The sequence below is a fragment of the Pseudoduganella albidiflava genome (genome assembly GCF_004322755.1).
GTDB lineage: Bacteria > Pseudomonadota > Gammaproteobacteria > Burkholderiales > Burkholderiaceae_D > Rugamonas > Rugamonas albidiflava.
Genome location: NZ_CP036401.1, coordinates 3,781,856 through 3,794,114, shown reverse-complemented (window position 1 = coordinate 3,794,114; position 12,259 = coordinate 3,781,856). Strand labels below are relative to the sequence as shown.

The window sequence follows — 12,259 nt, the reverse complement described above, 5'->3', positions numbered from 1 at the left end:
GGCAATCCCGCAACATTCGACAAGATAGCCATGACTATTTTCACCCGCACCCTGGCCGCCACGGCGCTGCTTGGCATTGCCAGTTCCGCCTTCGCCGCCGCACCGATGGCCAAGAGCCAGGCGCCCGGTTTCTACCGCATGACCGTCGGCGACTTCGAAGTGACCGCGCTGTCCGACGGTACCGCCGACCTGCCGATGGACAAGCTGCTGCATGAAAAGCCGGCCAAGCTGCAGGGCGCGCTGTCGAAGCACTTCCTGAAGGCGCCGGTGGAGACGTCGTTCAATGCGTTCCTGGTCAATACCGGCAGCAAGCTGGTACTGGTGGACACGGGCGCCGGCAGCCTGTTCGGCCCGACGCTGGGCCGGCTGGTGGCGAGCCTGCAGGCCGCCGGCTACCAGCCCGAGCAGGTCGATGAAATCTACATCACGCACCTGCATCCGGATCACGTGGGCGGCCTGGGCAGCGCCGAGAAAGCCGCATTCCCGCAAGCCGTGGTGCGCGCGGACAAGCACGATGCGGACTTCTGGCTGAGCAAGGAAAAACAGGCCGCGGCGCCGGAACAGGCCAAGGGCTTCTTCGACGGCGCGCGCGCGTCGCTGGCGCCGTATTCAGGCACCAACCGCTTCAAGCCCTTCGATGGCGATACGGAACTGGTGCCGGGCATTCGCGCCACGTCCAGCTATGGCCATACGCCGGGCCACACCAGCTATGTCATCGAAAGCCGCGGCGAGAAGCTGGTGCTGATCGGCGACCTGATGCACGCGCACTTCATCCAGTTCGACGACCCGTCGGTCACGATCGATTTCGACAGCGACAAGAAAGCGGCGCTGGCGGCGCGCAAGGCGGCGTTCGCGAATGCCGCGAAAGGCGGCTACCTGATCGGTGCCGCCCACCTTCCGTTCCCGGGCGTGGGGCACCTGCGCAGCAATGGCAAGGGTTACCAGTTCGTGCCGGTCACCTATAGCGTGCCGCGGTAAGGGAGGGAAGGGGGGGCCGGCGCCGGCCTCGAGGGGCGGTGGCGCCGGGCACGAAGTTTCAGTGCCGATATGGCGGCGTCCGACTAGGGCTGCGGCGCTTGGGAGGACCGGAGTCCGACAGTATTGCCACCATGTGAACCCCACCCCAAGGGCAAGTTCCGGGGTCAGACCCGGCGGGTCTGACCCCAGCCTTTCGCTGTTGGGGTGAAGGCCGTCCAAGCCAGGCTGCAGTGGATGCAGGCCCCGCCGCCATCACCTGGCAGCGGTATCAGGCACCGCTGCCAGGCCAGTCTCAGGCCATGGCCGGGTAATCGATATAACCCTCGGCGCCCGGCGCGTAGAACAGCTCCGGCCGTTGCGGGTTCAGCGGTGCGCCGGCGCGCAGGCGGTCGGGCAAGTCGGGGTTGGCGATGAAGTCCTTGCCCCAGGCGATCGCGTCGGCCGTGCCATTGTTCAGCGCTTCCTGCGCCAACTCCAGGCTGAATTGCTCGTTGGCGATGTACACGCCGCCGAATTCCTTCTTCAGCAGCGGGCCCAGGCTGTCTTCGCCGACGGCTTCGCGGGCGCAGATGAAGGCGATCTTGCGCTTGCCCAGTTCGCGTGCCACGTAGCCGAAGGTGCCGGCCGGGTCGGAGTCGCCCATGTCGTGCGAATCGCGGCGCGGCGCCAGGTGCATGCCCACGCGATCGGCGCCCCATACCTCGATGGCCGCATCGGTCACTTCCAGCAGCAGGCGGGCGCGGTTTTCGATCGGACCGCCGTAGGCATCGGTGCGCTGGTTGGTGCTGTCCTGCAGGAACTGGTCGAGCAGGTAGCCGTTGGCGCCGTGGATTTCCACGCCGTCGAAACCGGCCCGTTTGGCGTTCTCGGCACCCAGGCGATAGGCCGCGATCACACCCGGGATTTCCCCGGTGTCCAGGGCGCGCGGCACGGCATACGGGCGCATCGGGCGCAGCAGGCTCACGTGGCCCTTCGCGGCGATCGGGCTCGGTGCCACCGGCGCCGCGCCGTCCAGCAGGCTCGGGTCCGAAATGCGGCCCACGTGCCACAGCTGCAGGAAGATCTTGCCGCCTTTCGCATGCACCGCTTCGGTGACCAGTTTCCAGCCTTCCACCTGCTCGTCCGACCAGATGCCCGGCGTGTTTTCGTAACCGACACCCTGCGGGGTGACCGAGGTCGCTTCCGACAGGATCAGGCCGGCACCGGCGCGCTGCGCATAGTACTCGGCCATCAGCGCGTTCGGGACGCGGCCAGGGCCGACGGCACGGGCGCGGGTGAGGGGAGCCATGACGACGCGGTTTTTCAGCGTCAGGTTGCCGATGGTGATGGGATCGAAAAGAGTAGTCATCTTGTTTCCTGTAGAGAGTGCGGCCTGCCGGGTGAATGCGTTTACAGGCCGGCGTTGATGTGATCGAGGAAAGCCGCGACGACCTCTTCATTCCGCTTGAACATATTCCACTGTCCAAGGCGCGTCACCGTGACGAGGCCCGCTTTCTGCAGGATCGCCAGGTGGCCCGAGACAGTCGACTGCGACAGGCCGCAGCGCTCGTCGATCTTGCCCGCGCACACGCCCAGGCTGAGCGGGTGCAGCTGATCGGCGAAATAGGCTTCCGGTTCCTTCAGCCAGGCGAGGATGTCGCGCCGGACCGGGTTGGCCAGTGCCTTGTGGATGGCGTCGATGTCGAGTTCGGTCATGAATGAATAGTCATGAATGATTAGGTCAAATCAGGTTTCTTCGATCGCGTTTGTGTCACGTATATCGCTTGAATCCGATACGTATATCGGGATCATACGATATAAGTTCAACCCCTGCAGGAAGCGCGCCGTTCAGGGTGCTCTACAAATGAAATATTGCAATGATATACTGCGGCCTGCCTGAGGGGACGACCCCTTTCCGCCCGGCGCATCGGCGGCGGCAGGTTTCATTACTGGCGGGGACGACCTTGCCAAGTTCCGGAGAAATTCCATGTCGTGGATCGTCCTGTTCGTGGCCGGCCTGCTCGAAGTGGGCTGGGCCGTCGGCCTCAAATACACCGCCGGCTTCACCCGGCTGGTGCCCAGCGTCCTGACGCTGACGGCGATGGCCGGCAGCGTCGGCCTGCTCGGGCTGGCACTGCGCGACTTGCCGCTCGGTACCGCCTACGCGGTCTGGACCGGCATCGGCACCGTCGGCACCGCCATCTACGGGATCGTCGTGCTGGGCGAGCCGTCCGAAGCGGCGCGCCTGGTCTGTATCGCGCTGATCGTGGCCGGCATCCTGGGGCTCAAGATCCTGTCGCCCCAGTAAGAGAGGGGGCGCCGGCCGGTCCGGCGGAACAGCGCCATCAGAAATCGCTGTTTTCCCGCGCCAGGTAATACCATTCGCTGCCGGCCCCGGCGGCGCTGTCCGGGAACAGCATCACCGCATCGGCTGCGGCCAGCACCGGCGTCCCATCGGCCCGGCGGCCAATTTCCTCGCCCTGGCGCACGCGGTCGAAACTGGTCCATGGCCGGCTGAACGTATCGCCGTCGTCGCGCTTGTCGTGCACCTCGCTCATCGACAGCAATTCCATTTGCTCGCGCGGAATCGGTTCGGGCCGCGGCGCATCGACCAGGCCCAGGTGCGCCAGCGTGTTCAGGATGGCGCGGTATGCCACGTCCGGCGCCTGCGGGTCGTCGTGCTGGCCGCATTCGAGCGTCAGCGCATAGCCGCCCGTGGTGCGCATGAACTCGGTCGTGCCGACGCCGTAGCGCAGCACCGTCTCCAGCTGGCTATCGTCGCGCAGGCGCCGCTGCACGCCCGCGCCATAGGTGCGCAGCCAGCCATCGACGAAGCGCCGCACGCCCAGCACCCGCGCCAGCGCCCGTTCTTCCTGTTCGCGGCGGAACGGTTCCAGCGGGCCATCGTTGTCGCGCGGGCCCACCATCACGAACGGTTCGCCCGGCGACAGGAAGGAATGCAGGTCCAGCAGCACGTCGTGCGCCGCCAGCAGCGGGCACAGCCAGTTGGCCACGCGGTCCTCGAAATCCCGGGGGGCGGCCTTGGGGAACAGGTTGCGGTTCAGGTTGCGATCGCCGGCCCGCTGGCCCCGCGCATAGGCGAGGGGATTGACGACCGGCACGAAGGTGACGCTGCCGTTGACGATGGCCAGCTCGCCACTGTCGAGCTGCGCCAGCACCCGCTCGATGCCGCGCGTGCCGGCCGTTTCATTGCCGTGCACGGCGCCGGTGACGACCAGCCGGGGGCCGGGGCCCTGGCCCGCGTAGTGAAGCGATCGGAAATGCAGTGTGCGGTCCATGCCGGTCCCTGGGAAATGTTGGTGGCCGCCATTTTAGCGCTGGCACGGGCACGGCAGTACAATGCCGGCCATGCAATCCTCCACCCGCCAGCCCGGCCTGGACACGCTGCGCGCCCTCGCGATCGTGCTCGTGTTCGCCAATCACTACATGAGCTTCGTGACGGACGAGCCCACGTTCGGCGTCGCCAGCAAGATCGGCTGGACGGGCGTGGACCTGTTCTTCGCACTGTCCGGCTACCTGATCGGCAACCAGATCCTGGCCGGACTGCGCGCCGGCCACTTCTCGATGGCCCATTTCGCCGCGCGCCGCCTGCTGCGCACGCTGCCGAACTACTACGTGGTGCTGGCGCTGTATGCGTTCTGGCCACCCTTCATCGATGGCACCCGCCACGCGCCGTGGTGGGAATACCTGACGTTCACGCTCAATCTCGGCCTGGTGCCGGGTACACGGTTCTCGCATTCCTGGTCGCTGTGCGTGGAAGAGCAGTTTTATTTCGTGCTGCCGGTGGTGGCGCTGCTGATTGCCCGCTGCCGGGGCGCGGTGGCGCTGGGCTGGTTCGCGCTGGCGTGCGGCGTAGTGGCGGGCATGCTGTTCCGCGAGATGGGCTGGCAGGCGGCGCGGCCGCCGCAGTGGGGCAACAGCGCGTTCTATACAGAGGTGTACTACGCCACGCTGTGCCGCTTCGACGAGTTGCTGGCCGGCGTGGCGCTGGCGATGATCCGGCAATGCCATGCGCCACTGTGGGCACGCATCACGTCATTCGGAAACTGGACGCTGGCGGCCGGCATCCTGGTCACGGCGCTGGCCATGAAACTGTTCCTGGACGATCACTTCGGCCATGCGGTCACCGTGTTCAGCTATCCGCTGCTGGCGCTGGGCTTTGCCTTGCTGGTGCTGGCGGCGCTGAGCCCCGCCTCGCTGCTGGCGCGGGTATCCGTGCCGGGCGCCGGCAGCGTGGCCGTGTGGTCGTATGCGATCTACCTGACGCACAAGCAGTTGTGCGTGGTGCTGGCCAAGGCCTTGCGCCCGGCGGGCATCGACCCGGGCGGACCGGCCGGCATCGCGATCCTGGCGGTGGCCAGCCTGGCCGCCGGCTGGCTGCTGTACAAGTTGGTGGAAACACCATTCATGCTGCTGCGTGAAAAGTACGTGCCGGCGGCGGCCCGGAAATCGCTGCCGGCCGGCGCATCGGCATGAAGACTGCGCGATCCTCAGTGCATGTCGATCACGTCGAACGGCGCATCGCGCTGCGCCATGAATTCCAGCACGGCGCGGATGCGCGCCGGTGCCTCATCGTGCACCGTGGCGGCGATCGCGGCCTTCAGGCCCGGCATCGCTTCCACGATATGAGGGCTGCGGTAGGCCTGGATCAGCAGGGCGGCAAGTTGCGCCGCCTCGCGTTCGTGGCGCAGCCGCAGCCGCTGTTCCAGTACGCCAAACAGCGCGCGCTGCATGCGCGGCGTGGGATTGGTGATGTGGGCGAACACCAGCGGCGTATTGGCGATGGCCTCGCAGATGCGGCGCTCGATGTCGTCGGGCTTGACGTCGGAAGCAATGTCGAAATAGGCCGCGTTCCAGCGCGTGCGCGCGTGGACGTGGCCGGGCGGGAAGGAATCGGCCGTGTCGAGCCCGAGGGCCCGGCTCAGCCGTTTGAACAGGTCGATCAGCGTGGTCATGCCGGCATTCTAGCGCGACGGCGGTGCCATGGGGCAGCGGCCGGCGGCTCGGTGGCTCGATGAGCCGCCGAGCCGCCGAGCGGTCGAGCCAGTAGTGCGCCGAGCCGCCGGGTTGCCGAGCCGCTGAGCCGTCGCGCTGATGAATCGATGGTTCAGCGGGCGCCGTGCGCTTCCTCGCCCAGCAGGCCGGCGCGAAAGTCCTGCACCGCCTGGTGGATCTCCTGCTGCGTGTTCATCACGAACGGTCCGTACTGGGCGATGGGCTCGTTCAACGGCCGGCCGGCGATCAGGATGAAGCGTGCCTTGCCTTCCGCCGAGATCGCCACACCGTCCGCCTCCGCATCGTTCGCCAGGATCGCCATGCTGCGTTCCGCCACCGCCTTGCCGGCCACCGTCACGCTGCCGCGGTACGGGTACAGGAAGGCATTGTGGCCTGCCGGCAGCCGCTGGCTGAACGTGGTGCCCGCCGGCAGTTCGACATCCAGGTACAGCGGTTCCGTCACGTCGCGCGTCACGGCACCGGTCACGCCGTGGCTGCTGCCGGCGATCACGCGCACCGTGGCGCCTTCCGGCGTCGTGAACGCGGGGATCTCGGCCGCCTTGAAGTCCCGGTACCAGGGCTGCATCAGCTTGTCCTTCGCGGGCAGGTTCAGCCACAGCTGAAAGCCTTCCATCAAGCCTTCTTCCTGCTCCGGCATCTCGGAGTGGATCACGCCGCGGCCCGCCGTCATCCACTGCACGCCGCCATTCTCCAGCAAGCCTTCGTTGCCGGCGCTGTCGCGGTGGCGCATGCGGCCTTCCAGCATGTACGTCACCGTCTCGAAGCCGCGGTGCGGGTGGTCGGGGAAGCCTGCGAGGTAGTCGCTGGCTTCTTCCGAGCCGAAATTGTCCAGCATCAGGAACGGGTCCAGGCGGCGCTGCAGCGGCTGCGTCAGCACGCGGTTGATCTTCACGCCGGCGCCATCCATGACAGCCTGGCCCTGGATCACGCGCTCTACGCTGCGTGGACGGCTGACGGTGTCTGCGATCCTGCTCATGGTGTTCTCCTTGTTCTCTTGCCTGTTCTCGCCCATCTCAGGCAAGCACGGCGTTGATCTGGTCTTCCGCGTCGGCGCGGGCCCGCGCCACGGCGTCGGCACCGAGGCCGTGGCCTTCCGAAAACACGAACTGTACATCGGTCAATCCCACGAACGCCAGGAAGGTCTTCAGGTGCGGCAGCTGGGTATCCGACGGCGCATCCTTGTGCAGGCCGCCGCGCGTCACCGCCACGTACACCTTCTTGCCCGTCAACAGGCCGACCGGGCCAGTGGGGCCATACTTGAACGTCACGCCGGCGCGGGCGATGGCGTCGAACCAGCTTTTCAGTTGCACGGTGATGCCGAAGTTGTACATCGGCGCGCCGATCACGATCACGTCGGCCGCCTGTGCCTGGGCGATCAGCGCGTCGTCCAGCGCCACGCGGGCCGCTTGTGCCGGCGTACGCTGGTCGGCCGGCGTAAACAGCGCCTGCAGCGCGGCTTCATCCAGCACCGGGTGCGGGTCGGCGGCCAGGTCGCGGCGCACGATGTCGGCGTTGCCTTCGGCCGCCAGCCGGGCGACGATCGCGTCGGCCAGGCGGGTGGATTCGGAACCGTTGCTGCGGGCGCTGGAATTGATTTGCAGGATGTTCATCGTGTGCTCCTTTTATTGGGTTGATTGCTGCGATGGGTGAACTTTACGCGTTCCATTCGTGGCGATAAAGCCGGTAAAATGGATAACATTCATCCACCAGTGGAACAATCATGATCGACAACCATGGACATTGATCCGGGCGACCTGCTGCTGTTCGCGCGCATCGTCGAAACGGGCAGCTTCAGCCAGGCGGCCGAGCGGACCGGCTTGCCGAAATCGACCGTGTCGCGGCGGCTGTCACTGCTGGAAGCGCGCCTGGGCGAACGCCTGCTCCAGCGCACCACGCGCCGGCTCGTGCTGACCGAATTCGGCACGAGCCTGCTCGAGCATGCGCGCAAGGTTGCGGAAGAAACGGCTGCGGCGGGCGCGCTGGCGCAGCACCGGCAGGGCGCGCCGAACGGCTTGCTGAAAGTGTCGATGCCGGCCGACTTCGCCAATGAAGCGATGGGCAGCCTGCTGCCGGCGTTCATGGCGAAGTACCCGGCGATTTCGCTGCAGTTCGACCTGTCGCCCCGGCGCGTCGACCTGGTGGCCGAAGGCTTCGATCTCGCCGTGCGCATGGGCGCGCTGCCGGACGATGCCACGCTGGCCGCCCGGCCCGTGGTGCTCAGCACCTGGTCGCTGTACGCGTCGCCGTCGTACACGGTGCTGCGCGGCTTGCCCTCGCATCCGGACGAATTGTTCCGGCACGACTTGCTGGGGCTGTCGCGCACCGCTTCCGGCATGGCGCTGTGGCGGCTGTTGCGAGGCAAGGCGCAGTGGGAGCGGGAAGTGCCGGTGCGCATGACCGGCAACTCGCCGGAATTGCTGGCCCGGCTGGCCGCGGCCGGCGCCGGCATCGCCAGCTGTACCGACCGCTATGCCGCGCCACTGGTGGCCGCCGGCGCGCTGGTGAAGGTATTGCCCGAGTGGGCTTTCCCGGCCGTGACCGGCTACGCCGTGTTTCCCGGCCGCCGGCTGATGCCCGCCAAGACCCGTGCCTTCCTGGACATGCTGGAAGCGCACTACGAAAACCGGTGACAGGCACCATTTTCCAGGAAACGTTTCACGACTGGACGGCCTGCCGATGCTGCCGCCTGTCACCGCTCTCCGAAAAAACCGGAGCCTGTCAATAATGCTGTTACGTTAAGCCGACCCCAATGGCAAATTCCGGGGTCAGACCCGGCGTGTCTGACCCCGGCCCTTCGCCGTTGGGGTGAATGCATGCGCTTTCAATGTGTCAGGTAACGCTTGCCTTCACGGCATTGAAGCCTGTCACCGTTTTTGCAGAAACATTTCCAAGAAAATGGAGCCTGCCACCGTTTTCGGGAAATGTTCCAGGGAGGGTGGGCCGCCGGGAAGCGGCCGCAAAGGTCAGGTGGGCAGGGTGGCCATCGGTTCGCCCAGCCGCACGGCGCCGGCCGGTTGCCAGGCGGGGTTGAAGGCCAGGGTGTCCTTGGGGAACAGCATGACGACAGTGGAGCCGAGCAGGAAGCGGCCCAGTTCCGCGCCTTTCCTCAGCAGGATGTGCTGGTCCAGGTAGGTCCATTCGCGGATCTCCGCCTGGCGCGGCGGATTGACGACGCCATGCCACACGGTGGCCATGCTGCCGACGATCGTCGCGCCCACCAGTGTCATCACGAACGGGCCGTGCGCCGTGTCGAACACGCAGACCACGCGCTCGTTGCGGGCGAACAGGCCGGGGATGCCGCGCGCGGTGGTGGGGTTCACGGAGAACAGGCTGCCCGGGATGTAGATCATGCGCGTCAGCTTGCCGTCGCACGGCATGTGGATGCGGTGGTAATCGCGCGGCGACAGGTACAGGTTGGCGAAGCTGCCGTGCTGGAACAGGTCGGCCAGCGCGCGGTCGCCGCCCACCAGCGCCGTGGTGGTGAAACTGTGGCCCTTGGCCTGGAAGATCTGGTCGTCCTCGATCGCGCCGAACTGGCTGATGCGGCCGTCGACGGGGCACACGAATGGCGCGTCCGCGATCGGCCGCACACCCGGCTTCAAAGCGCGCGTAAAGAATTCATTGAAGCTGTGATAGCTGGCGATATCGGAGTTTTCCGCTTCGGCCATATTCACATCGTATTTACCGACGAACCACCGAATCAGCCGCGTCGTCATCGCGCCGCCTTTCGCACCGGCCACGCGGCCGGCGAAATTGGTCAATGCCCCTTTCGGGAGCAGGTATTGCGGGAGAACGGCGAGGCGGTCGGACACGATATCGATTTCCTGGAATGCGGATGGGATCAGCGCGCATTATAGCCGCGCATGCCCGGGCAATGGCGCGGGAATGGTTCGGAAATATTTCTTCCAGGGTAACCCGTACGATGGAAACTCCGGCAAAATAGCGCTACCAAAGCGCGCTTATGATCCTTTCTCGTTCATTCATCCGTTCATTTACCTCTACTAAAACGTTTTCCCATGCGTTCGTCCCGTTCTCTTCTCCCATTCAGGCTCGCTGCGCTGACGGCGGCCATCCTGGCTTCATTTCCCGCTTTCGCCGATCGTCTCCAGACCTTGCCGGAGGCCGCCGAACAGCGCACGCAAGGCGAAGCGGCCAAGCCGGAAGAACCCATGCAGAAAGTGGAAATCAAGGGATCCGCGGCGGCTTACGATCCGCGCCGCGACGATACCGCGAGCAAGGTCGTGGTATCCGATGAAGAGATCAAGCGCTATGGCGATACGGCCATTACCGATGTCTTCAAGCGCATTCCCGGCGTGACGGTCGGCGGTTCCGGCCGGGGCGGCGGCGATATCCGCATGCGCGGCCTGGGCAGCGGCTATACGCAGATCCTGCTCAATGGCGAACGGGCGCCGGCCGGGTTTTCGATCGACACGCTGTCGCCGGACGTGATCGAGCGGATCGAGATCGTGCGCGCCGCCAGCGCCGAGTTTTCCACCCAGTCGATCGCCGGCACCATCAATATCGTGCTGAAGCGGGCGGTCAAGACGGCCCAGCGCGAGCTCAAGCTCAGCGCGGCGAAAAGCGCGGACCAGAACAGCCCGAGCGGCAGCCTGCAAGTGTCCGACAGGGATGGCGCGCTGTCCTATTCGCTGAGCGGCAACTTCTGGCGCGGCACCTATGATCGCTTGTCGCCGGTGGAGGAGACCCAGGTCGATCCGGCCGGCCAGTTGCGCATGGTGCGCCATACCCGCCAGCAGGATGGCGGCCGCTGGGAAGGCCTGAACCTGGCCCCGCGGCTCAACTGGGCGCTGGGCGGCGGCGACACACTGACCTCGCAGACCTTCGTCAACTTCAACCGCAACCGCTACCACGGCTACCAGGAAATTGAGACCGAGCTGGGCACGCCACCCCGTTTCGACGTGCGCGACATGTACAACTTCAACCGCAGCCTGTTTGCCCGAACCGACCTGAACTGGGTGAAGCGGCTGGGCGAGGGCGGCAAGCTCGATGCCAAGGCCGGCATCAGCGGCATGCGCTCGGAAGGGGAGTGGCACGAGCTCGACTATCGCGCCGCCGCACTGGGGCGCGATGCGACCGTGCTCAGCGAGACGACCGAACGGGGCTTTTCCACGCAGGGCAAGTATTCGGCGCCATGGCTGGAAGATCACGCGCTGTCGATGGGCTGGGATGCCGGCGTGACGCTGCGCGACGATACCCGCAACGAGGACGAAGCCGACCTGCCGGGCTATGTCCCGGTCGATTCGGACGAGGGCTATGAGGCGAAAGTGACGCGGCTGGCGCTGTACGCGCAGGATGAATGGAACCTCACGCCGCGCTGGTCGGTCTATGCCGGCCTGCGCTGGGAAGGCATCGAGACCACCAGCGAAGGCGACAGTTTCGACACGGTCAGCCAGACCAACAGCGTGTGGAGTCCGCTTGCGCAAACCCTGTACAAGCTGCCGGACAGCCGCGACCAGGTGCGCCTGGCGCTGACCCGCACCTACAAGGCGCCGAGCCCGAACAACCTGGTGCCACGCCGGTTCACGTCCACCAACAATAGCCAGACCGAACCGGACCGCCGGGGCAATCCGGACTTGCAGCCGGAGCTGGCATCCGGCATCGATGCGTCGTACGAGCACTACTGGGGCGACAACGCGCTGCTGTCGGCGGCCGCATCGATGCGGCGCATCAGCGGCTACACGCGGCAGGGCCTGTTCCTGGAAAACGGCCGGTGGATCGCCACGCCCGTCAACGACGGCAACGCCGTCACGCGCAGCATCGAGCTGGAGGCCAAGTTCCCGCTGGCCGCCGTGCTCGACGACGCGCCCGGCGTCGACCTGCGTGCCAGCGTGGCGCGCAACTGGTCGCGGGTGGACGTCGTGCCGGGGCCGGACAACCGCCTCGACCAGCAGACGCCGCTGTCGGCCACGTTCGGCGCCGACTACCGCTCGCGCGACGGCAAGCTGACCACGGGCGCCAGCTTCGCCTTCCGCGATGGCGGGCCGGTGCGCATCGACGTCAACCAGACCGGCTACCAGAGCGTGCGGCGCGACCTCGACGTCTATGCACTGTGGAAGTTCAACCCGCAATACCAGCTGCGCGTGGCCGTTTCAAACGTGCTCGGCCAGGATTCGGTGGGCGATTCGGCTTACCTCGACGACAACGGCACGCTGCGCCGCACCAGTATCTATCCCGGCTATGCGCAGGGCCGGGCAACGCTGGAAATGCGCTTCTGAATCCCGCGGCGGAGCCCGTGGACCGGGCT

At 66.3% G+C, this 12,259-nt stretch carries 12 protein-coding genes; 5 read left to right on the top strand and 7 right to left on the bottom strand.

Annotation, left to right across the window (positions count from 1 at the left end; genetic code table 11):
* The first annotated feature begins 30 nt into the window (after positions 1–30).
* Entirely contained in the window at positions 31–978 is a 948-nt protein-coding gene (locus tag EYF70_RS15595; RefSeq protein WP_131146239.1) for an MBL fold metallo-hydrolase, read from the top strand.
* 292 nt (positions 979–1,270) lie between these two features.
* On the opposite strand, the gene EYF70_RS15590 is transcribed toward EYF70_RS15595, so the two are convergent.
* Positions 1,271–2,326, bottom strand: a complete 1,056-nt coding sequence (locus EYF70_RS15590; RefSeq protein WP_131146238.1) for an alkene reductase — start codon at positions 2,324–2,326, stop codon at positions 1,271–1,273.
* A gap of 41 nt (positions 2,327–2,367) precedes the next feature.
* The gene (locus EYF70_RS15585; protein WP_131146237.1) at positions 2,368–2,673 is read right to left on the bottom strand and encodes an ArsR/SmtB family transcription factor; all 306 of its coding nucleotides are present in this window, start codon (positions 2,671–2,673) and stop codon (positions 2,368–2,370) included.
* Between the two features lie 271 nt (positions 2,674–2,944).
* Here EYF70_RS15585 and sugE point away from each other — a divergent pair, with 271 nt between their 5' ends.
* The gene (sugE, locus tag EYF70_RS15580; protein ID WP_131146236.1) at positions 2,945–3,265 is read left to right on the top strand and encodes a quaternary ammonium compound efflux SMR transporter SugE; all 321 of its coding nucleotides are present in this window, start codon (positions 2,945–2,947) and stop codon (positions 3,263–3,265) included.
* 37 nt (positions 3,266–3,302) lie between these two features.
* Here sugE and EYF70_RS15575 read toward each other — a convergent pair whose 3' ends face one another.
* The gene (locus EYF70_RS15575; protein WP_131146235.1) at positions 3,303–4,256 is read right to left on the bottom strand and encodes a M14 family metallopeptidase; all 954 of its coding nucleotides are present in this window, start codon (positions 4,254–4,256) and stop codon (positions 3,303–3,305) included.
* A gap of 70 nt (positions 4,257–4,326) precedes the next feature.
* Between EYF70_RS15575 and EYF70_RS15570 the strand changes: the two genes are divergently transcribed.
* Positions 4,327–5,454: an acyltransferase family protein gene (locus tag EYF70_RS15570; protein ID WP_131146234.1), complete on the top strand. Its 1,128-nt coding sequence runs from the start codon at positions 4,327–4,329 to the stop codon at positions 5,452–5,454.
* A gap of 14 nt (positions 5,455–5,468) precedes the next feature.
* Here the strand turns inward: EYF70_RS15570 and EYF70_RS15565 are convergent, their stop codons facing one another.
* The 3 genes from EYF70_RS15565 to EYF70_RS15555 all read right to left on the bottom strand — a co-directional run bounded on the left by EYF70_RS15565 (position 5,469) and on the right by EYF70_RS15555 (position 7,604).
* Entirely contained in the window at positions 5,469–5,933 is a 465-nt protein-coding gene (locus tag EYF70_RS15565; RefSeq protein ID WP_131146233.1) for a hypothetical protein, read from the bottom strand.
* Positions 5,934–6,085: 152 nt separating this feature from the next.
* The gene (locus tag EYF70_RS15560; RefSeq protein WP_131146232.1) at positions 6,086–6,970 is read right to left on the bottom strand and encodes a pirin family protein; all 885 of its coding nucleotides are present in this window, start codon (positions 6,968–6,970) and stop codon (positions 6,086–6,088) included.
* A 37-nt stretch (positions 6,971–7,007) separates the two neighbouring features.
* Positions 7,008–7,604, bottom strand: a complete 597-nt coding sequence (locus tag EYF70_RS15555) for an FMN-dependent NADH-azoreductase (RefSeq protein WP_131146231.1) — start codon at positions 7,602–7,604, stop codon at positions 7,008–7,010.
* A gap of 123 nt (positions 7,605–7,727) precedes the next feature.
* Here EYF70_RS15555 and EYF70_RS15550 point away from each other — a divergent pair, with 123 nt between their 5' ends.
* Positions 7,728–8,624: a LysR family transcriptional regulator gene (locus tag EYF70_RS15550; protein WP_131146230.1), complete on the top strand. Its 897-nt coding sequence runs from the start codon at positions 7,728–7,730 to the stop codon at positions 8,622–8,624.
* 333 nt (positions 8,625–8,957) lie between these two features.
* On the opposite strand, the gene asd is transcribed toward EYF70_RS15550, so the two are convergent.
* Positions 8,958–9,806 (bottom strand): archaetidylserine decarboxylase, encoded by an 849-nt coding sequence (gene asd, locus EYF70_RS15545; protein WP_131146229.1) that lies wholly within the window; start codon positions 9,804–9,806, stop codon positions 8,958–8,960.
* 204 nt (positions 9,807–10,010) lie between these two features.
* On the opposite strand from asd, the gene EYF70_RS15540 reads away from it, so the two are divergent.
* Positions 10,011–12,230, top strand: coding sequence for a TonB-dependent receptor plug domain-containing protein (locus EYF70_RS15540; RefSeq protein WP_131146228.1), 2,220 nt, complete (start codon positions 10,011–10,013; stop codon positions 12,228–12,230).
* Positions 12,231–12,259 lie beyond the last annotated feature (29 nt).

Coding starts and splice junctions, on each gene's coding strand:
- EYF70_RS15595 (WP_131146239.1), top strand. CDS start 31: ATGACTATTTTCACCCGCACCCTGGCCGCCACGGCGCTGCTTGGCATT.
- EYF70_RS15590 (WP_131146238.1), bottom strand. CDS start 2,326: ATGACTACTCTTTTCGATCCCATCACCATCGGCAACCTGACGCTGAAA.
- EYF70_RS15585 (WP_131146237.1), bottom strand. CDS start 2,673: ATGACCGAACTCGACATCGACGCCATCCACAAGGCACTGGCCAACCCG.
- sugE (WP_131146236.1), top strand. CDS start 2,945: ATGTCGTGGATCGTCCTGTTCGTGGCCGGCCTGCTCGAAGTGGGCTGG.
- EYF70_RS15575 (WP_131146235.1), bottom strand. CDS start 4,256: ATGGACCGCACACTGCATTTCCGATCGCTTCACTACGCGGGCCAGGGC.
- EYF70_RS15570 (WP_131146234.1), top strand. CDS start 4,327: ATGCAATCCTCCACCCGCCAGCCCGGCCTGGACACGCTGCGCGCCCTC.
- EYF70_RS15565 (WP_131146233.1), bottom strand. CDS start 5,933: ATGACCACGCTGATCGACCTGTTCAAACGGCTGAGCCGGGCCCTCGGG.
- EYF70_RS15560 (WP_131146232.1), bottom strand. CDS start 6,970: ATGAGCAGGATCGCAGACACCGTCAGCCGTCCACGCAGCGTAGAGCGC.
- EYF70_RS15555 (WP_131146231.1), bottom strand. CDS start 7,604: ATGAACATCCTGCAAATCAATTCCAGCGCCCGCAGCAACGGTTCCGAA.
- EYF70_RS15550 (WP_131146230.1), top strand. CDS start 7,728: ATGGACATTGATCCGGGCGACCTGCTGCTGTTCGCGCGCATCGTCGAA.
- EYF70_RS15540 (WP_131146228.1), top strand. CDS start 10,011: ATGCGTTCGTCCCGTTCTCTTCTCCCATTCAGGCTCGCTGCGCTGACG.